The 19,593-nt window shown below is 65.7% G+C and carries 15 protein-coding genes; 5 read left to right on the forward strand and 10 right to left on the reverse strand.

Annotated features, from left to right (window positions below):
* Nucleotides 1-61 precede the first annotated feature (61 nt).
* The 3 genes from rpmA to NQK35_RS04215 form a co-directional block, all read right to left on the reverse strand.
* Nucleotides 62-319 carry a 50S ribosomal protein L27 gene (gene rpmA, locus NQK35_RS04205; protein WP_003792637.1) on the reverse strand — a complete coding sequence of 86 codons (258 nt, stop codon included), beginning with the start codon at nucleotides 317-319 and terminating at the stop codon, nucleotides 62-64.
* Between the two features lie 34 nt (nucleotides 320-353).
* Entirely contained in the window at nucleotides 354-674 is a 321-nt protein-coding gene (gene rplU, locus NQK35_RS04210) for a 50S ribosomal protein L21 (protein ID WP_009211735.1), read from the reverse strand.
* Nucleotides 675-891: 217 nt separating this feature from the next.
* The gene (locus NQK35_RS04215; RefSeq protein WP_257114641.1) at nucleotides 892-3,666 is read right to left on the reverse strand and encodes an Rne/Rng family ribonuclease; all 2,775 of its coding nucleotides are present in this window, start codon (nucleotides 3,664-3,666) and stop codon (nucleotides 892-894) included.
* A 373-nt stretch (nucleotides 3,667-4,039) separates the two neighbouring features.
* Here NQK35_RS04215 and NQK35_RS04220 point away from each other — a divergent pair, with 373 nt between their 5' ends.
* The 5 genes from NQK35_RS04220 to NQK35_RS04240 all read left to right on the forward strand — a co-directional run bounded on the left by NQK35_RS04220 (nucleotide 4,040) and on the right by NQK35_RS04240 (nucleotide 11,919).
* The gene (locus NQK35_RS04220; protein ID WP_009211737.1) at nucleotides 4,040-5,590 is read left to right on the forward strand and encodes a cytochrome ubiquinol oxidase subunit I; all 1,551 of its coding nucleotides are present in this window, start codon (nucleotides 4,040-4,042) and stop codon (nucleotides 5,588-5,590) included.
* 16 nt (nucleotides 5,591-5,606) lie between these two features.
* Nucleotides 5,607-6,728, forward strand: a complete 1,122-nt coding sequence (cydB, locus tag NQK35_RS04225; RefSeq protein ID WP_257114642.1) for a cytochrome d ubiquinol oxidase subunit II — start codon at nucleotides 5,607-5,609, stop codon at nucleotides 6,726-6,728.
* A gap of 108 nt (nucleotides 6,729-6,836) precedes the next feature.
* Nucleotides 6,837-8,525, forward strand: a complete 1,689-nt coding sequence (cydD, locus tag NQK35_RS04230) for a thiol reductant ABC exporter subunit CydD (RefSeq protein WP_257114643.1) — start codon at nucleotides 6,837-6,839, stop codon at nucleotides 8,523-8,525.
* Entirely contained in the window at nucleotides 8,522-10,276 is a 1,755-nt protein-coding gene (gene cydC, locus NQK35_RS04235; RefSeq protein WP_257114644.1) for a thiol reductant ABC exporter subunit CydC, read from the forward strand. Before cydD ends, cydC begins: the two co-directional genes overlap by 4 nt.
* Entirely contained in the window at nucleotides 10,273-11,919 is a 1,647-nt protein-coding gene (locus NQK35_RS04240; RefSeq protein ID WP_257114645.1) for a GAF domain-containing sensor histidine kinase, read from the forward strand. Before cydC ends, NQK35_RS04240 begins: the two co-directional genes overlap by 4 nt.
* A gap of 105 nt (nucleotides 11,920-12,024) precedes the next feature.
* On the opposite strand, the gene NQK35_RS04245 is transcribed toward NQK35_RS04240, so the two are convergent.
* The 7 genes from NQK35_RS04245 to rsmD form a co-directional block, all read right to left on the reverse strand.
* Nucleotides 12,025-15,516, reverse strand: coding sequence for an alpha-L-fucosidase (locus NQK35_RS04245; RefSeq protein WP_257114646.1), 3,492 nt, complete (start codon nucleotides 15,514-15,516; stop codon nucleotides 12,025-12,027).
* 247 nt (nucleotides 15,517-15,763) lie between these two features.
* Complete coding sequence (locus tag NQK35_RS04250; protein WP_034231900.1) at nucleotides 15,764-16,378, reverse strand: response regulator; 615 nt, start codon at nucleotides 16,376-16,378, stop codon at nucleotides 15,764-15,766.
* Nucleotides 16,379-16,457: 79 nt separating this feature from the next.
* Nucleotides 16,458-17,183, reverse strand: a complete 726-nt coding sequence (gene rnc, locus NQK35_RS04255) for a ribonuclease III (RefSeq protein WP_009211744.1) — start codon at nucleotides 17,181-17,183, stop codon at nucleotides 16,458-16,460.
* Complete coding sequence (locus tag NQK35_RS04260) at nucleotides 17,183-17,752, reverse strand: YceD family protein (protein WP_048740434.1); 570 nt, start codon at nucleotides 17,750-17,752, stop codon at nucleotides 17,183-17,185. The genes rnc and NQK35_RS04260 overlap by 1 nt, the downstream gene beginning before the upstream one ends.
* Nucleotides 17,745-18,455, reverse strand: coding sequence for a hypothetical protein (locus NQK35_RS04265; protein WP_009211746.1), 711 nt, complete (start codon nucleotides 18,453-18,455; stop codon nucleotides 17,745-17,747). The genes NQK35_RS04260 and NQK35_RS04265 overlap by 8 nt, the downstream gene beginning before the upstream one ends.
* A gap of 30 nt (nucleotides 18,456-18,485) precedes the next feature.
* A complete protein-coding gene (gene coaD, locus NQK35_RS04270) occupies nucleotides 18,486-18,956 on the reverse strand; it encodes a pantetheine-phosphate adenylyltransferase (protein WP_257114647.1) in 471 nt (156 codons plus the stop codon).
* Nucleotides 18,953-19,582 carry a 16S rRNA (guanine(966)-N(2))-methyltransferase RsmD gene (gene rsmD / locus NQK35_RS04275; protein ID WP_257114648.1) on the reverse strand — a complete coding sequence of 210 codons (630 nt, stop codon included), beginning with the start codon at nucleotides 19,580-19,582 and terminating at the stop codon, nucleotides 18,953-18,955. The genes coaD and rsmD overlap by 4 nt, the downstream gene beginning before the upstream one ends.
* Between the last annotated feature and the right edge of the window lie 11 nt (nucleotides 19,583-19,593).

Below are 19,593 nucleotides of genomic sequence, written 5' to 3' on the forward strand. Positions count from 1 at the left end.
CCAACCGAAGTAAAATGGGAAAAGGGCGTCCGGCAACGCCGGACGCCCTTAGCGCGCGGTCTCAGGCAGAGACCGGCGAAACGCTGACGACCTTGCGATCGCGCTTGCGGCCGAACTCGACCGCTCCCGCGCGCAGGGCGAACAGCGTATCATCCTTGCCGCGGCCAACGCCGTCGCCGGGATGGAAGTGGGTGCCACGCTGACGAACGAGGATCTCGCCGGCGTTGACCAGCTGGCCGCCGTAGCGCTTGACGCCGAGGCGCTGCGCGTTCGAATCGCGACCATTACGGGAGGAACCAAGGCCCTTCTTATGTGCCATCAGTTGCTACTTTCTGCTCGTGGGAACGTCGGACTCAGGCGATCTCGGTGATCTTGACGACCGACATCTTCTGACGGTGTCCCTGACGCTTACGGTAGCCCGACTTGTTCTTGTACTTAATGATGGAAATCTTGGGACCCTTGGCCGAATCAACGACTTCAGCCTTGACGGAAACCTTGCCCAGCTTGGCCGCGTCAACAGTGATGGCGTCGCCATCCACCAGCATCAGCGGCTGGAGCTGAATGCTCGAACCGATTTCCTCTGCCAGCTTGTCGACGACGACGACGTCACCGACGGACACCTTTTCCTGCCGGCCGCCAGCCTTGACGATCGCGTAGACCACGTTGGAGCTCATCTCTTCTCGTATTCGTAACCGGGATCCCGCCTCGAAACTGCCGAGGGCTTTCTGATGTTCTGACGATCCCGTTGGCGCTTGTTGCGCCGACGATCAAATCTAGCCGATTCGCACGCCGGAATGCAACCCGGCGCGACCCGCGAGCTACCAGAAGTGCTGTGCGATTCCACACCTCGACGCGAGAGGGAGGGCCTCCCCCTCCCTCTCACTCCGGTTCTCAGCCCGCGTCTACGATGCCGGTTGATACCGCTCGCCGACGGCGCTTGGTCCGCGGCTTGTCGGTGGCCTCCGGCAGGGTAATATCTTCGGTCGATCGCGTCGCCTGGACCGCCGCCCCTGCCTCGGCTCGCGCCGGAAGATCAACGACGACCGCGGGAGTGGCCTCGGGCTCGACGACTCCGCTGGATGCTGCCGCGCGGCGCCTGTGCGACCGGCGAGGCTGAGTCCCCTCCTGCGCGCTCGCCGGAGCCTCCCGGGCCTGGCCACCATCGTTGCGGGGGGCGCTTTCCTGGGACGCAGGGTGAGCGGGGGATGCGGCGGGGCTGGGAGCCGAGGAAGGCTCCCCGCTGGCCGCGGTCGCCGCCTTGTGGGAAGCGCGACGCCGGTTCGCGGGCGCCTTCTCCTGACGCTCGGGAAGCTCGATGTCGACCGCATTCTTCGCCGGAGCCTGCTCGGCCGTTTCTACGGGGTCGGGCAAATCGATATGGACGGGAAGATCGGGCACCGGGGTCGCTTCCGCGACCCGACGGCGCCGACGCGGACGCTTGGTTGCCTCCTGCGCGGATGCGTCCGACGCCTTCGACTCTGCCTGGTCGGGTGCACTGGCCTGCTCGGTGCCGGTGGCCGAGGAGGCATCCTCGACCTCGCGTGCCGCCGCCTGAGCGGTCCCCTTCGCGGCCGGGACGGGCGCCTCGGAGGGAGCGTCATCGTCCTTGCGCGAGGAAGCGGCAGCGATCGCGCTGAGTGCTTCCTTTGCCCGCTCGTGCTCAACCCCGGCCTCGATGCGTCGCGGCTCCGCCCTCTTCTGAGACTTCTTTGCCGACTTGGCTCCCTTCGACGAAGAGTCGGCACCGGAAGCCTCCACCGGATGGTGGTGGACGATGAATCCGCGCCCTTCGCAGGCTTCGCAGGGGGAGGAGAATGCCTCCACGAGGCCTTCTCCCACGCGTTTGCGGGTCATTTGCACGAGCCCCAGCGAGGTGATCTCAGTGACCTGGTGGCGTGTGCGATCGCGACCCAAGCATTCCACAAGGCGGCGCAGGACGAGGTCGCGGTTCGATTCGAGCACCATGTCAACGAAGTCAATGATGACGATTCCGCCGATGTCGCGCAGGCGCAGCTGGCGCACGATCTCCTCGGCTGCCTCAAGATTGTTGCGCGTCACGGTTTCCTCAAGGGTGCCTCCCGCGCCAATGAACTTGCCCGTGTTGACGTCGATGACCGTCATCGCCTCGGTGCGGTCAATGATGAGGGTGCCGCCGGAGGGCAGCCACACCTTGCGATCCATACCCTTGGCAAGCTGCTCGTCGATGCGGTGTGCGTGGAAGACGTCCTCCGTCCCCACCCACTGCTCGACGCGGTCGGAGAGTTCGGGACTGAGTTCGTCCACGTAGTCCTTGACGGTAGCGTACGTGTTACGCCCCTGAACGACGAGCTTGGTGAAATCCTCGTTGAAGATGTCGCGCACCACGCGCACCGCGAGCTCAGGCTCGCCGCGCAGGAGCACCGGAGCGTTCTTGGTCGATGAACGCTTCTTGTCGATCTCCTCCCACTGGCGAGTGAGTCGAGCGACGTCGTCACGAATCTGCGCTTCGGTTGCGCCCTCGGCGGCGGTGCGCACGATGACTCCGGAACCGGCGGGGACGACGGCCTTGAGGATCTTCTTCAGGCGCGCGCGCTCCTTGTCGGGCAGCTTTCGAGAGATTCCCATCATGGAGCCACCCGGAATGAGCACGAGGTAGCGGCCCGCGAGGGTGATCTGCGACGTCAGGCGCGCTCCCTTGTGTCCGATCGGATCCTTCGTCACCTGGACCAGGACGGGATCACCCGACTTGAGGGCGGCCTCAATGCGGCGGGGCTTGCCCTCCATCCCGACGGCATCCCAGTTGACCTCTCCGGCGTACAGGACGGCGTTGCGGCCGCGACCCACATCGACGAATGCCGCCTCCATGGACGGAAGAACGTTCTGGACGCGGCCCAGGTAGATGTTGCCGACCATGGAGGACTGGGTGCGACGAGCGACGTAGTGCTCGACGAGGAGCCCGTCCTCAAGGAGGGCGATCTGATCCAGGCCGTCATGATCGCGGATGACCATGGTGCGCTCGACGGACTCGCGGCGCGCCAGGAACTCCGATTCGGAGATCGAGTGGCGGCGCCTGCCCTCGCGCCGACCCTCGCGGCGACGCATCTTCTTAGCCTCGAGCCGGGTCGATCCCTTCAGGGCCTGGACCTGATCCGCGGGATCACCATCGTCCGCAACGGCTACCGATGTCGAGCGGGAACGGCGCCGACGACGACGGGTCGACCCCTCGTCGTCTGCCGTCGAATCATCCTGGGACGCGACGGATTCGCTCCCATCGGGCTTCTTCTCAGCGCTGGAAGCTTCGTCGGCCCTCTTGGAGCGCCGACGGCGCCGACTCTTCGGTTCGGCGTCCGATTCCTCGCTCGCGGAGCGCTCAACGGGAGAAGATTCGTCTGCCGACGCATCGGCGGTGCTCTCGTTCTCGGCGTCGCCAACGGTTTTCTTAGAGCGGCGCCGACGTTTGGGGGCCGCTTCCTCGCGTTCGGACGTCTCCTCGGAGGCGGAGGAATTGCGGCGGCGCTTGGGTTCTGCTTCCTCGGCGCCAATCGGTGCTGCGACCTCGGGTGCGGCCTGGAAGACCGGCGCCTGGAACAGCAGCGACGCGGCGGGTGCCACGGGGGTGGTGGATTCGGTTGTCACGATTCTCCAATGGTGGGCGTGCGCCACGTGCCCGGACACACCCGTTATCATCGCCCGCGAAGGGGCGGAAACCTAGTGGAGCGCAAACGCGCAGCGGTCGGCGGCGGTGGAAACGTCATCGCTCGACTCTCGTCACGGGGGCACGCCCGCGACATCCATTCGTCCTCATTGTCGCACACGACATGCTTTCCCCGTTGAATGCGACGGGAAAGGGTGACCAGGTCAACGCCTCACACGCCCAAATACAGGGCGTTTACCAGGAAAAATAATCAGACGCGTACGTCACAAAACGATCACCAAGCCCCGTTATCCCTCAGTACCGCCGACACATCTGGGCTACATTTGTGTCAACCCGTGACATAGGTCCTACGGCTGCGTCTCGGCTTCAACGACATCCCTCATCCCTACACGAGAAGGTCCCATCATGACCCTCGCGCAGACAGCGCTTGACGCGGTCACGGTCGGACGATGGCAGTTCGGCATCACAACCGTCTACCACTTCGTCCTCGTGCCGCTGACGATCGGCCTGTCCCTGCTGGTTGCCATCATGCAGACCGCATGGCACCGCACCGGCAAGGAGCACTGGCTCCAGGCGACCCGATTCTTTGGTAAGCTCCTCCTCATCAACTTCGCCCTCGGCGTGGCGACCGGCATCGTCCAGGAGTTCCAGTTCGGAATGAACTGGTCCGAATACTCCCGTTTCGTCGGCGACATCTTCGGCGCCCCGCTGGCCATCGAGGCACTCCTGGCCTTCTTCCTTGAATCCACGTTCCTCGGACTGTGGATCTTTGGATGGGGCCGTCTCTCCAAGGGCATGCACCTGGCGACCATCTGGTGCGTCGCCATCGGCACGATGCTCTCGGCAGCCTGGATTCTCGCGGCCAACGCCTGGATGCAGCATCCCGTCGGGGCACGCTTCAACCCCGAGACCGGCCGAGCCGAACTCGACGGTGTGGCTGGCTTCCTCAAGCTCATCACCTCCGGCGTCTACCTGAGCGAGTACGCTCACGTCATCACCTCCGCCTGGCTCGTCGCCGGATCATTCGTGGCCGGCATCGCCCTGTGGTGGATGGTGCGCACCGCTCGTGAGGGAAGCGAGCAGGCCGTGGCGCAGTCCCGGGACGTCTGGCGTCCGATCGCCCGCTTCGGGCTGGTCGCCGTCCTGATCGGCGGCCTCGGTACCGCCGCTTCCGGCCACATCCAGGGCCAGGAAATGGTCGCAGCTCAGCCAATGAAGATGGCGGCAGCCGAGGGCATCTGCGTGGACACCGACGGCGCGGCTTTCACGGTCGCCCAGTTCGGCTCCTGCCCCCTGGGCGATAACGGCGCGCACCCCACCCAGTTCATCCGCGTTCCCGGTGTCGCCTCCTTCCTGTCGCACAACTCCTTCTCGGCGACCTCCGAGGGGGTTTCCGACATTCAGGCACGCATGGTGGACCTGTTGAACTCGGACGTGAACTTCACCGCCAAGTACGGGGACGCCTCGCAATACGATTTCCGGCCCCCGCAAATGGTGACCTTCTGGTCCTTCCGCCTGATGATCGGCCTGGGGATGCTCGCCTTCCTCCTCGCCGCCTGGGGCCTGTGGGCCACCCGAGGCGGGCGCACGTCGTCCAACAAGTGGCTCGGCGTCGTCGCCCTGGTCAACCTACCGCTGCCTTTTGCAGCCGCTTCTTTCGGCTGGATCTTCACCGAGATGGGTCGCCAGCCGTGGGTCGTCGTACCGAACCTGGGTGCGCTGTCCGCGGGATCCGACCTGGGGTCGGTGGCCATGATGACCGAAATAGGCGTGTCCCCCAACGTTCCCGCCTGGCAGATGCTGGCCACCCTCGTCCTCTTCACTCTCCTGTATGGCGTCCTGGGAGTCTTCTGGTACGTCCTCATGAAGCGCTACGCCGTCGAGGGCATCCACTCCTCGCCCGAGGCTGATAAGCCCACGGCCGAAACACCCGCCGAGCTGTCTTTCGGATACTGAGAGAGGAACAACGAACATGACTCTGTCAATCCTGTGGTTCATCCTCATCGCCGTGTTGTGGACGGTCTACCTCATTCTCGAAGGCTTCGACTTTGGCGTCGGAATGCTCCTGCCCTTCGTCGCCAAGGGCGACCGCGAACGCACCCAGACGGTGCGCACGATCGGCCCCCACTGGGACGGGAACGAGGTCTGGCTCCTCACCGCCGGCGGCGCGACTTTCGCCGCTTTCCCCGAGTGGTACGCCACCATGTTCTCGGGCATGTACCTGGCCCTGTTTCTCATCCTGGTCTGCCTGATCGTGCGCGTCATCGCCCTCGAGTGGCGCTCCAAGATCGCCACCGAGAAGTGGCGCCACGCGTGGGACTGGGTGCACACGGCCAGCGCCTGGCTCGTCCCGCTGCTGCTGGGCGTCGCATTCGCCAACTTCGTGCAGGGCATGCGCATCGAGGTCGTTGACGCGGCAACGGGCACCGTCGTGGACCCGACGCTGGTGAATCAGTCGCTGGCGAGCGCAACGCACCAGCTGACGGGTGGTTTCTTCTCCCTCCTGACCCCCTACACCATCCTGGGCGGGCTGGCGGTTCTCGCCGTCTGTCTGGCGCACGGCGCACAGTTCCTGGCGCTGAAGACCACCGGGGAGGTGCGCGATCGCGCAAACGCGATCGCAGCTCCGGCAACGATCGCCGCGACCGTCCTGGCCGCCGCGTGGCTGTTCTGGGGTCAGTTCGCGTACACGACGAATGTCCTGGCGTGGATCCCCCTCGTCGTTGCCGCCCTCGCGATCATCGTCTCCACCGCACTCTCTCAGGCGTCGCTGCGGCGAGAGGGGCTGTCCTTCACGGCCTCCTCCGTCGCGATCGCCGGCTCCGTCGCATGGGTCTTCGCCTCGATGGCTCCCGCCGTCCAGAAGTCCTCGATTAACCCAAGCTACTCGCTGACGATTGAGCAGGCCTCGTCGACGAACGCGACGTTGACCGTCATGACGATCGTCGCGGCCTGCCTGGTCCCGATCGTTGCGGTCTACGTCATCTGGTCCTATTGGACGTTCCGTTCTCGCGTTGGTGCCGAGGACGTGTCGACCAAGACAGGACTCCTGCTCAGCAAGATTCGCGTGGGAGAGAACTTCCTCTCCAGCTGACTCTTGTGCGCCGCTTGTGCCCGGTTCCGTCTCGCGGGACCGGGCACAAGCACATCCACGAGGCGAAGCCGAGGACCTAAGACCCATGACGCCGCGCTTTGGGGCACAATGGTATCCGTGCGTCCTTTCGATCCTCGCCTGCTGCGATATGCCCGATCGGCTCGCGGCCCCATTGCTGCGACGGCCCTCCTTGGGACCGTCACCGCCGTCCTCGTTCTCGCTCAGGCACTGCTCGTTTCGTCGGCGCTGTCCCCGATCGTCTCCGGCAGCGCCTCCCTCGTTGACGTTCTGCCCACTATCGGGGCCATAGGACTCGTGTTCGCCTGTCGAGCCGGGTGCGTGGCCGCGCGCGAGGCACTCAGCACGCGAGCGGCGGGGGCAGCCGTGGCCGAGCTACGCCGCCGCGTCATCGAGTCGGCTATTGCGCTGGGGCCTCGGTGGCGGGCGACCAATGGAGCACAGACGGCGGCTCTGGTCACCGGCGGCCTCGAAGACCTGCGCCCCTACTTCGTGGCCTTCCTCCCCCAACTGGTCCTCGTGTGCACCGTCACTCCCGCGGCGCTGGGGGTCATCCTGTTGCTCGACTTTTGGTCTGCCGTCATCGCGCTGCTCGTGATTCCGTTGATTCCCCTTTTCATGGTCCTGATCGGTCGCTTCACCCAGTCGGCCTCCGACGAGAAACTGGTGTCGATGAAGCGTCTGTCCGCCCAGCTCCTGGATCTCATCTCGGGATTGCCCACGCTCCGCGCGCTCGGGCGCGAGAGGGCTCCGCGCCCCCACCTGCGCGCGCTGGGCGAGGCGAATACGAAGGCGACGATGTCGACGCTGCGCGTGGCGTTTCTCTCGGGTGGTGTTCTCGAGTTCCTCACGACCCTCTCGGTGGCTCTGGTCGCCGTCGAGGTTGGGATGCGCCTGGTCTTCGGTCACATGTCGCTCTTTCACGGACTCGCGGTCATCATGCTGGCCCCCGAGGTCTTTGAACCCCTACGCCAGGTAGGCGCGCAATTCCACGCTTCTGCGAACGGCGTGACGGCCTCACGTGCCGCCTTCGATATCATCGAGGAGGCCGAGGCTCTGCCCCCTGCCGGATCTCTACCGTGCCCGGACATGTCCCGCACCGACATCGTCCTGGACGGCGTTGGCGTGCGCTCGCGCGACGCCTGGGCGCCGAGTCCAACCTCGGGCATCGTGCGTCCGGCGACCGTGACGGCGCTGTCCGGACCCTCCGGGGCCGGAAAATCGACGCTCGTGTCGTGTCTGCTTTCCGACACTGTTCCCGACTGCGGTCGAATTCTGCTGCGCTCGGCGGCCTCGGGCGGCTCCGCCCGCTCAGATCTGCCGCTGTCCGAGGTCTCCCCCGCTTCGTGGAGGAGCACCATCTCCTGGGTGCCGCAATCCCCCACGCTGGCGCCCGGGACGATCCTGGACAGTATGGGAGGCCTCCCCCTGGAGAGCCTCACCCGAGCAGCCGAAGCGACGGGATTCGACGCCGTCCTGTCCGAGGCTCCCGATGGCTGGAACACGGTCATCGGACGCGGCGGGATCGGTTTGTCTGTCGGGCAGCGACAGCGCCTGGCTCTCACTCGAGCCCTCGCGGCCGACTCGCAGATCGTCATTCTCGACGAGCCCACGGCGCATCTGGACGCCGTGAGCGAGGAAACGATTATCGGGGCCATCAACGCGATGCGCGCCCAGGGCCGAACCCTCATCGTCATTGCTCACCGGAGCGCGGTCCTGGATATCGCCGACACGGTAATCGACGTGACCGCCGCGGCCATCGAGGAGGAACGCGCATGAGGCTCTTCCTGACGCGCTCGGAATCCGCGGCGCTTCGCCGATGCATCGCTTTGCTTGGGGTATCGCGTTCCGGTTTCGCGCTCTCGCTCCTCCTGGGAGTCGCGGCTCTGGGCTCGGCGATCGCGCTCGGGGGAACGGCCGCGTGGCTGATTGCCCGGGCATCCCAGCAGCCGCCCGTTCTCTACCTGACCGTCGCGGCCACGTCGGTGCGGCTCTTCGGTCTCTCGCGCGCCCTCGCCCGCTACCTGTCGCGCCTGGCCTCGCACAAGGTCGCGTTGTCGGGTATGGACAACCTGCGCGCGAACCTGTATGACCGCTTGTCGAGCGCTCCCGCGGCGGCGTTATCGTCCGTGCGACGCGGAGACCTGATGAGCCGGGCAGGAGCCGATGTCGACGAGGTCGGCAACGTCGTCGTGAAGACCGTCCTACCCGCGCTCGTCGCGCTCATCGTCGGCGTCGCGACCGTGGCGGTTGTCGCCGTCATCTCGCCCGCATCGGCACTCGTTCTTGCGCTGTGCCTCCTTCTGTCGGGCGTGGTGGCGCCCGCCCTGATCGCCCGCTCCGTGCGGATGGCCGAGGGCGAGGGGGGCGACGCGCGCACGGATATCGCCGCCACCACCCTGGCGCTGCTGGAGGGTGCCACCGAGCTCTCGCTGGCCGGGACACTGCTCGGAGCCACACGGACGCTCGCCCGCGCCGAAGCCTCCTTGCGTCAGGCTCTTGCTCGCTCTGCTCGCCTGTCCGCGCTCGCCCGAGGCCTGGACGTGTGCGCTGTGGGAATGGCGCTCATCGCCGCTCTCCTCATCGGTATCCCGCACGCGCTCTCCGGCGCGCTCCCGCAGGTTCTCCTCGCCGTCATCGTTCTCATTCCGCTGTCCTCCTTCGAGGGCGTCGCTGAGCTTGCTCCAGCCGCGTCCCAGCTGGTCCGCAGCGCGCAGGCAGCTCAGCGCATCTGCGCTCTCATCGGTGAGGAGTCTCCCTCCGCCTCGCACGCCATCCCTCAGGGCGCCACCCTCATCGAGGCTCACGATCTCGCGATCGGCTGGCCGGGCGGCCCCACCCTGGTCGAGGGGATCACGTTCACGCTGCGCGCGGGTGCCTCCGTGGCCATCGTCGGACCGTCGGGGATCGGCAAGACAACGCTGCTGGCCACCCTCACGGGAGTGATCCCCCCCAAGTCCGGTCAGGCCCTCATCAACGGGGTGCCCGCGTGGGGGGCGCGCCGCGACGACGTCGCCTCCCACATCACCATGACCGCCGAGGACGCCCACATCTTCGCAACCAGCATCTACGAGAATCTGCGCGTCGCGAAGGCATCCCTGACGCGCGAAGAGGCCGTGACGTCACTGCAACGAGCGGGACTTTGCGAGTGGATCGACTCTCTTCCCGACGGAATCGATACGGTGATCGGTTCGGGTGCGACGACGGTGTCCGGGGGTGAACGCCGCCGCCTGTTGATGGCGCGCGCGCTCCTCGTCCCGGCCCCCGTCATGGCGGTGGACGAGGCATCGGAACACCTGGACGGCGAGACCGCGGACAGGCTCATGAACACCCTCCTGACTCCCCCACCCGATCGCGCTACCCTGGTCGTCACGCATCGCCTCAGCGCCCTCGACCAGGCCGACCAGGTACTCGTTTTGGGACGCGTGCAGGCCGGTCAGTGCGCGAGGGTGGTTGCACAGGGCACGCACGCGCACGTTCTATCTTGCCTGCCCGGCTACCGGTGGGCACTCGATCAGGAGGAACAATGAGCACCGACAGCACGGACTTTACCCTTCTCGAAGCGGCGCTGGATCTGACCAGCTCCCTGGACCTGAAGGCAGGCCTGCAGAACTTCGTCAACCAGGCGTGCGCTCTCACCTCCTCGCCGCACGCCACGCTGACGGTCCTTGACACGTGGGGTGCGACAACGTTGCAGCTCGAGCACCACGACACCCTGCCCGCGCCCGATGTCCCCCGGGCGCTCATCACGGCCATTCCCGTCACCGAGCCTCTTCTCGTCAACTCGCCCACCGACGCGACCGACCTCGACCTTCCGCCGTCCACTCCCGCGTTCCTCGGCGTCTCGGTCCTGGTTCACGAGCAGGTGTACGGAAGGCTCTATCTCACGGAGAAGCCGGGGGGATACACGGCCGGCGACTCGGCCGTGGTCGCCGCGCTGGCTCCGGCTGCCGGCATCGCCGTTGAGAACGCTCACCTCTACGCGGACTCACGCCGTACGGAACGCTGGATCAGCGCCTCTCAGTCTCTGACGACAACCATGCTGGAGGGGGCCGATGAGGAGGAGGCTCTCGAGCTCATCGCGAAGACGGTGCGCGAGGTGTCCCACGCGGACACCGCGATCATCGTCCTCCAATCCGTGGGCGATACGTGGGCGGCCGAGATCACCGACGGAAAGAATGCCTCGAGCCTGCTCGGCTTGGTTTTTCCACCCGAGGGGCGCGCGATGAGCGTGTTGCATGAGGGGACCGGCATGATCGTCGACTCGATGGCCCGCGCCCAGACGATGCGCATGCCACAGCTGGCCGCCTTTGGTTCCGCCCTCTACGCTCCGCTGCGTTCTCGAGGAATATCATCGGGCGTCCTCATCCTCTTGCGCCAGATTGGTGCTCCCGAGTTCGACAGCGCCGAGCTCTCCCTCGCTGAATCCCTGGCCTCTCAGGCCACCCTCGCGCTCGAGCTGGCCTCCGCGCGCCACGCCCAGGACGTGGCAGCCCTCCTGGATGAGCGAGATCGGATCAGCCGCGACCTGCACGATTTTGCGATTCAGCAGCTCTTTGCCACCGGGATGGCCCTGGACGCGGCCAAGCAGAAGATTACCCAGGGGGAGGCGGATCCAGCCTCCTTGGAGTCGCTCATCGACTCCTCTCTTGCCTCAATTGACGAGGCCGTCCGCCAGATCCGCACGATCGTGCACAACCTGCGCGAGCGGGATAAGGCCGTCGGCCTGGTCGAGCGAATCCGCAGGGAGTCGTCGCTGACGCGCTCCGCCCTCGGCTTTGCCCCCTCCCTGCTCATCACCCTCGACGGCAATGCGATCAACTCGGACCTGGACAACGAGCTGGTCGTCATTGACGAGTTCGATGGCCGCGTCGACCCAGACCTCTCCGATGACGTCGTCGCAATCGTGCGTGAGGGGTTGTCGAACATCGCGCGTCACGCTCACGCGACGGCCGCGACCGTATGCGTTGACGTGTCCGGGCGAGGCAAGTCCGGGCGGGTGCGCATCACGATCACCGACGATGGGCGCGGGATCGATCCGTCGCGGACCCGCAACTCGGGTCTGGCCAACATGGCCGAGCGCGCTCGGCGCCACCACGGCAGCTTCGATACCGGATCAGGTGGGGATGGAGGCGGAACCAGGGTCACGTGGATCGCTCCCCTGGAGGGGTAGGACAAGGCCGGGGTCCCGAGAAGACCTGGGGGCGGGGGTGACGCTCACGCGTCACCCCCGCCCCTTTTTCTGCGAGCACCGAGCTATCCCGCGCTCATCGCCAGCTCACGCGAACCACTTACCCGACGGGTCGAAGTAGTACGTGCGACCGTTGATCTGTCGACTACCCGTGTACATGTTGCCGGAGGAGCCGAAGTAGTACCAGCTGCCGTCGATCTGGAGCCAGCCCTGAACCATGGCGCCCGAGGAGTCGAAGTAGTACCAGGTGCCGCCCACCTGCTTCCACCCCGTCACCATCGCGCCATTGTCGGCCAGCAGGTACCAGGTGGCTCCCTGCTGGAGCCATCCGACGTGCATGGCGCCGGAGTGATCCAGGTGGTACCAGAGCCCACCGAGCTTGTGCCAGCCGGTGGCCATCGCTCCGTTGGCGGCGAAGAGATACCACTGCCCGTCGATTTTGCTCCAGCCGGTCGCCATGATGCCCGTGCCCGGCGCGAGGTAGTACCAGTGTCCGTCCGGTTTGATCCAGCCGCTCACCTGCGCACCGGATTCACTGTGGTAGTGCCAGACGCCTTCCCAGTAGACCCATCCGGTCAGCATGTAGCCCCTGTGGTCAAAGCGATACACGCTACCGCCCAGAGACAGCGTCTCGTTCTTGGCGTAGCCGCCCTGGCTTATCTTCCACCACCAGCCGACGCCGTCGTGCATCCAGGTTCCGACCGTGTGATCCGGTTCGGGTGCGGGGTCCGGTGCGGGATCCTCCGCGAGCGCGAGTGACACCAGGCCTGACTCGGCCACCCCCGCCTCGTTGATGGCCGTCAGGCGCACAACCGCGCCCTTGTGCGCAGCATCGACGGTGAGGGTGATCTCGTTGCCGTTCTCGTTGTCCAGGCTCTCCCAGGACTCCGTGCCTTCTTTCTTGATGTGCCACGCCAGGATCGGCTCGGGCGTGCCCGTCACGGTGGCCCTGATGGTCACCTTCGTACCGTTCTTCGCGGTCACCGTCCGGAACGCTCCGTCTCCGGTGATCTGAGCATCTTCGGCGGGGCTTGCGCTGACCGAAAGGGGCTCGATGGTGGGGGCAACGGGCTTGTCCTCCGGATCGGGCTCGGTGCCAGCAGCGGCGAATGCCTCCACCTCGGCGAGGGCAAACTCGCCGTGGCTGGTCGGCTGGAGCACGCGGATGTAGCGCGCCTCGAAGCCTTCGAAGTCGATGGCGCTCGGACGAGCGCCGACTCCCTCGACCTTGATCATGTGCACGCCGTCGACGGCGGCGGCGCTGGCCGGGTCAAAGGAGTCCGGGAGAGACTCCTGTGAGGCGATCACCCAGAAGTCGTGGAGCCGCTGGTCGCAGGGGGTTCCCTGGCAGTTGTCGCTGGCGGACCGGTTCCACACGTTCACGGTTCCCAGCGGGTGGGTCTGGCCGAGGTCGACCTCCCACCAGGGGTTTGCTTGCCGACCGGTGTGGGCAAGCGATCCGTTGTCCCACACGCCGTCCGTGTTGCCGTCAACGGCGCGCGAGGCGACCCCACCCCACCCGGTGGAGGACATGCGTGCGTCCTTGTTGAGTGCCAGGTTGGAGCTGGGCGCCGTCACGGTGAGGGTTGCGCGCGCCGACGGAGTGGATCCGTTGGCGTTCGTGGCCAGGGCGTAGAACTGTGCGCCGTCGTCCTCGATGGAGGTGTTCAGGGTGTAGGAGCTGCCCGTTGCGCCGTCGATGAGGGTCCCTTCGGTCGCGCCTTTGGGGACGCGGTACCAGGTGATCGTGGGCGCGGGACGCCCCGAGGCGACGACCGTGAAGGTCGCGCTTTCTCCTGCGGTCACCGACACCGAGGATGGGCCGGAGGTGATGACCGGCGGCTGGGTGGCCGAGTTGGCGTCGTAGACGTGGACCGTTGCGCTCAGGTTCCGCACCCCGATGGGGTTCGCGTAGTAGGAGGGGTGGGCTAGCTCGACGCGCAGCGGCGTGATCATACCGGGTTCGAGGGTGAATCCTTCACCGATCTCTCCCGCGTTGATCTGCGTGCCGGTGGCCTCGATGGAGGTCGTGCCGAGCGTGATCTTGTACGTGACGTCGGGGGCGAAGTTGCCGTTGAAGGTCAGGGACATGTCGGTGATGGGCGTGCCCGTCTTGTTGACGAGGTACGCATCGTACGCCTGTGCCCCGGAGTAACGCATCGCGGAGGCGCGTGCGAGGAACTGGTTCTCCGCAATGCTCGCTCCGTCGACCGCGGTCACCGTCTGCTCGGGCACGTAGGTGGGCTCCTCAGAGACGCTCACCTTGATGACGGGACGCAGGCCTGGCTCGGGGTTGTCTCCCGACTCGGTCACGGTCAGTGTGGTGCCGTCCTGGGTGTACTCGAGGGTCCGGTCGGTACCGTCAACGGTGACGCCGGTGACGGTACCGCCAACGCCGGGCAGGGTCAGTGTCTGACCCGCCTGCCATCCATCGGGCATGAAGTACAGGGCGTTGTCCTTGGTCGTGATCTTGCCCCAGGCTGGTGCGGGAAACCAGGTGGGACGCGCTCCCGTGATGGCATCGGGGTGGCGCTTCATCCACTGCCCCACCTCGGTGACGACGCTGGCGTCGAACTCGTCGATCGTTCCGTCGCCCTTGGGACCGATGTTGTAGGCGAATTGCCCATCGGAGGCCACGGTTCCCACGAGGTTGTTGACGAGTTCTTGGACCTTGGCGCTCTTGGCACCCCCGCTGCGGTTAACCCACGAGCAGTAGCCCCAGCAGGCCGGGAATATCGAACGAATCGACTCCCAGGGGCCCATGTGAAAGTCGGTGGTCACGGAGTTGTCTCCGCCGACCTCGAAGTCGCCGGCCTTGTTCCACACGCGGGAGTTGACCATCGTTTCGGGTTGGAGCTCGTGCACCCACTGGGCCATGCGCGCAGACTGTTCGGCGGTGGGGCCACCCATGTCGAACCAGAGCTCGGCGATCGGCCCGTAGTTGGACAGGAGCTCGGTGAGTTGGGGCTTGATCGTGCCCGTCATGAGTTCCTCGTCAATGGGGTTTTGGTTCCCGTAGGGTTCGGGGATTTGCTTCGTCCAGTCAATGATGGAGAAGTAGAAGGCCAGCTTCACGCCGAGCTTGTTGCACTCGGTGGACAGCTCCTTCATGGGATCTTTGCCGTAGTCGGAGGCCTTGACGATGTTGTAGTCGGTTGTCTTGGTGTCCCACATGGCGAAGCCGTCGTGGTGCTTCGACGTGATCATCAGGTACTTCATGCCAGCGTCGTGGGCTGTCCGGCAGATCGCCGAGGCATCGAAGTGGGAGGCCAGGCCCTTCGCCATGGTCCTGTAGTCCTCCGTGGGGATGTTCTCCCATGCCTTGATTTGCTCGGGGTAGCCCATATGCTGGCGGTGGCCGTTGTAGTAGCCGCCGTAGAGGGAATAGACGCCAAAGTGCATGAACATTCCGTACTGGAGTTGTTGCCACTGGGCGATCTTGGGGGTCGTGCTCAGGGGGACGGCTGCTGGGACGCCGGTGGGCGCGGGTGGCGCGTCGGCGACTGCGGGGGCGCTCATGGGTGCGAGCACCAGTGCAGTGGCAGCCGCAAGACCGGCAAGCGTTCGCTTGAGGTTCACGGGTTGTCCTTTCAGGGGATGGTGGACTGCGGTGTCCGTCCTCGTCAGTGAGGATGAAGGAACGGTACCCCACAGGACTTTTTCACAAACCAGTTTGACAGTAGCTTTCTAACAAATCAGGGAACCACCTGTTTATCCGACAACTGAACTGTCATACAGATTAATGGTGCTCACACACGGCGGCGGGCGGGCCGGAAAACCCGACCCGCCCGCCGAATACGCTCCCCTGTGGGAACTGTCATCCGATTCAGTTACGCCACGCCGCGGCTCGCTGTCCAGCCACCCAGGCGGCAACCTGCGTGCGACGCTGCAGCCCCATTTTCGACAGCAGAGAGGTGATGTGATTTTTCACGGTCTTCTCGGCCACGCCGAGCTTCTCTCCGATCTCCCGATTCGACAGACCATCGCCGATGAGATCCAGAACCTTGCGCTCCGAGGGCGTCAGGTCAGCGGTGGGGTCCTCGTGATCGACGCGCCTGCGGGTCAGGGTTCGCTCGTCCAGCAGAACGCGCCCATCCGCAACCGCCTTGATGACATCCGTAATCTCCGCGCCGCGAACGGTTTTCAGAATGTACGCGCGCGCGCCCGCCTCCAGGGACTCCGCCAGGGCCTCGTCGTCGTCGAAGGATGTCAGGACCACGGGGAGGATCTGCGGGTGGGAGGCCCGCAGCCGATTCATGATGTCAATTCCCGTGCCGTCGGGAAGCTGGAGATCAACCAGGATCACATCCGGGCGAACCAGGTCCGCGCGGCGCACAGCGTCCGCGACGGAACCGGCCTCGGCGACGACCTCCAGGGCATCGTCGCGGTCGACGATCTCGGCAATACCTCGTCGAACAATCTCGTGATCGTCAACGATCATGACGCGCGTGCGCGCGGACGTATCTTCATTCACGTGATCCATCCTATCGGTCGGGAGAGCAAACGCCCTCGCGTAACTACTACTCCTCGTCAGCGGCCAGCCGCTTCATCGCATCCTGCGCGGCAGCGTTTTCCGCATGCTTCTTCGACGAGGCCCTCCCCTCGCCGAGAGCCTCTGAACTTTCGGACACGTAGGCACGCGCCGTGAACACACGCTGGTGGTCGGGGCCCTCGCCCTCGACCTCGTAGGAAACCTCCCCCAGTCCCTTCGACTGGGAGTACTCAACCAAGAGGGTCTTCCAGTCCTGGTGCTGCCCTCTTGACGGAGCGTCGGCGAGCAGGAAGCCGAGGCGGGCGAGAATGACGCGGCGCGCCTCCTCCAGCCCACTCGTCAGATAGGTGGCACCGATCAACGCCTCGAAGGTATCGGAGAGGATCGAATCCTTGTCCCGTCCCCCGTGCGTCGACTCACCCTTGCCCAGGAAGACAAAATCACCCAGCCCGATGCGGCGAGCCGCCGCAGCCAGAGGCTGTTGCGACACCGTCGCCGCGCGCATGCGCGACAGATCGGATTCGGCGACATCCGGGTACTGTTCGTAGAGCTTCTGGGCGATCACGATGGAGAGGACAGAGTCGCCCAAGAACTCCAGACGCTCGTTGTTGGCGATTCCCCCGGCCTCATTCGCATAGCTGCGATGGACCAGGGCAAGCTGGAGGAGTGTTGGCTCGATGCGCGTCCCCCATGCCTCGACGAGGGCATCGGTATCGGTGCGGGGAGGAACCGGAAGGTGCTTAGAGCGGCCCATCAGGATCGCTCCGGCTCGGGAGAATCACCCAGCAGGGAAGCCAGGGAGGCCAGGCGCGGATCGACGACAAAGTGCTCGTGATCGGCCGGAAGCTCCGCCCACTTCTCGCCGCACACATCGCACAGTCCCTCGCAGTCGGGCCGGCACAGCGGGCGCGGGTCCGCCAGCGGAACGATCGCGTCGCGCAGCTGCGTTTCGATCGAGATCGTGTCGCGCTCGCCGATCATGAACAGATCCTGCGATTCCGTCTCATCCTCCCCCTGAGCGGAAAGAGCCGGGGCACCCGGTTCGCAGTACACCTCCGAGCTGGTGACCTCGTGGTGACGCCTGACCTCATCAAGGCAGCGAACGCACTCCCCCTCGAGATCCACCGAGGTAGCCAGCTGAACCAGAACGCCATCGTCGATACTCGTCATGTCCACCGACACGTCCAGGACGCTCCCCGGGGCCACCGCCATCGACGGGGTCCCCAGGTCATCGGGAACGATCCAGGAAACGTCCTCGTGACGCGTGGACCCGAGCGCCCGAGGCAGCCGCGCGAGGGAGAGGACCAGCGGATTCTCACTCATTGCTCAGGTCCACATCGGTGACATCGACGCCTCGCCGCTCGGCGATGGCGCGTCGGCCAGCATCCGTGCGGCGGGCCAGGTCCGAGATGAGCCGAGACAACTCATCCAGGGAAGAAGCCACGTACTCGTCGGCCCCCTCGCGCAGCGACGCGGCCGACCGCTTGGCCTCCGAGACAATCTCGCGCGCACGATCTTCAGCCATGCGCACGATGTTCTCCGTGGAGACGATCCGAGCCGCCTGCGCGTTCGCGTCGGCAATCGTCGCTTCGGCGTCAGCACGCGCCTGCGACACGAGCGCGCTCGCCTCGTCGCTCGCCCGAGAGCGCGTTCGCTCCGCTTCCTCCTCCGCGTCCGAGCGGATCTGCGCGGCCCGCTCGTTCGCCTGGTCCAGGGTCGAAGAGGCCCGCGAGTTTGCTTCCGCGATGCGCGTCTCCGCAGCCGAATCCGCGCGCCCCAGGACGGCGTCAGCGTCGGCGACAACCGCGTCCGCCGCGACGAGGTCTTCGGGCAGGGCCTCGCGCGCCTGATCGAGAAGATCAAGAATCTCAGCCTTGTTCACCATGATCGACGCGGACAGGGGGACGGCTCGGGAGGATTCGACCAGATCCTCAATCTGATCGAGGGCGGCGATCACGGTGGAGGGACCGTAGACGGTTTCCTCGTTCCAATCGTCCTGAGTCTTGTCATCGGGCGTATCGGCCATGGGCTCCTCCTGCGTTCCGCCGGGCACTCGTCAGCTTCTATTGTCGGTCAGATAACGCTCAACCGCTTCCGGGACATACCGAGACACATCCTTTTGGAGGCCGAGAAGCTCACGGACGGCGCTCGAGGAGACGTGAGACAGCCCCGGCCTCGTTGGAATCCACCACGTGTCCACCCCTCCCACGTCGTAGTTGAGCGCGGCCTGGGCCGCCTCGTAGTCCACGTCATGACCGGAACGAACCCCTTTGACAATGAGAGTTGCTCCCATGCGGGCGGCCTCGTCGACGGTTGCCCCGCTGAGCAAGACAACCTCAACGTTCCTCAGGTGAGAGGTCGCGTCCTCGATGAGTTCCTTGCGCAGAGCCGGGGGCACAAACCCCTCTTTGCGCGGATTGACGCCCACTCCGATGATGAGCCGCTCGCACACCGCGCAGGCTCTCTCCACAACGTCAAGGTGTCCCAGGGTGAACGGGTCGAAGGAACCGGGGAAAAGAGCAATCACAGGGAACCCCTCCCGGGCGAGGCGGCCTCGTGCCCGGCCACCCCCGTCGGGTGTGAGTACTGCGCGGCCGCGGCAGGCCCCGCGAAGTACACCGCCGTCTCCCCCCACGTTCGTCGGTCCTCGAGATCGAGAAAACGAGGCCATGCAGGGGCTGGAGCCCGCGTCGAACGCTCAACGACGATCAGCGCGTCGGGGCCGATCCATGCGTCGAGGGCTGCGAGCACCTCGCTCATCTCCCGCTCGGACACGTCATAGGGAGGATCCAGGAACACCAGGTCGAATTCCCCGCCGAGAAAGTCCCCCCGGCGGGCGCTCACGAAGGCGCGCGCGTCGGCGGTGACAACCCGCGCATTCAAGCCGGTCGAACGCACGTTCGCGGCGGCTACCCGGGCGGCTGGCGTCCCGCGTTCGACGAGGGTCGCACTGGTGGCTCCGCGCGAGAGCGCCTCGAGTCCGAGCGCCCCCGTGCCGGCATAGAGATCGAGGACCTGCGCCCCGGCCAGGACGTTCATGTGGTCCAGGCGCGAAAACAGCGCCTCGCGCACACGCTCCGAGGTCGGTCGCGTCCCGGACTTGGGCACCGCGAGAGTTCGTCCCTTGGCGCTCCCTGCGACGATTCTTGTCATGCCACTACCCT

Origin of the sequence: Schaalia odontolytica, from assembly GCF_024584435.1 — a bacterium.
GTDB lineage: Bacteria > Actinomycetota > Actinomycetes > Actinomycetales > Actinomycetaceae > Pauljensenia.

Coding starts and splice junctions, on each gene's coding strand:
- rpmA (WP_003792637.1), bottom strand. CDS start 319: ATGGCACATAAGAAGGGCCTTGGTTCCTCCCGTAATGGTCGCGATTCG.
- rplU (WP_009211735.1), bottom strand. CDS start 674: ATGAGCTCCAACGTGGTCTACGCGATCGTCAAGGCTGGCGGCCGGCAG.
- NQK35_RS04215 (WP_257114641.1), bottom strand. CDS start 3,666: ATGATAACGGGTGTGTCCGGGCACGTGGCGCACGCCCACCATTGGAGA.
- NQK35_RS04220 (WP_009211737.1), top strand. CDS start 4,040: ATGACCCTCGCGCAGACAGCGCTTGACGCGGTCACGGTCGGACGATGG.
- cydB (WP_257114642.1), top strand. CDS start 5,607: ATGACTCTGTCAATCCTGTGGTTCATCCTCATCGCCGTGTTGTGGACG.
- cydD (WP_257114643.1), top strand. CDS start 6,837: ATGGTATCCGTGCGTCCTTTCGATCCTCGCCTGCTGCGATATGCCCGA.
- cydC (WP_257114644.1), top strand. CDS start 8,522: ATGAGGCTCTTCCTGACGCGCTCGGAATCCGCGGCGCTTCGCCGATGC.
- NQK35_RS04240 (WP_257114645.1), top strand. CDS start 10,273: ATGAGCACCGACAGCACGGACTTTACCCTTCTCGAAGCGGCGCTGGAT.
- NQK35_RS04250 (WP_034231900.1), bottom strand. CDS start 16,378: ATGATCGTTGACGATCACGAGATTGTTCGACGAGGTATTGCCGAGATC.
- rnc (WP_009211744.1), bottom strand. CDS start 17,183: ATGGGCCGCTCTAAGCACCTTCCGGTTCCTCCCCGCACCGATACCGAT.
- NQK35_RS04260 (WP_048740434.1), bottom strand. CDS start 17,752: ATGAGTGAGAATCCGCTGGTCCTCTCCCTCGCGCGGCTGCCTCGGGCG.
- NQK35_RS04265 (WP_009211746.1), bottom strand. CDS start 18,455: ATGGCCGATACGCCCGATGACAAGACTCAGGACGATTGGAACGAGGAA.
- rsmD (WP_257114648.1), bottom strand. CDS start 19,582: ATGACAAGAATCGTCGCAGGGAGCGCCAAGGGACGAACTCTCGCGGTG.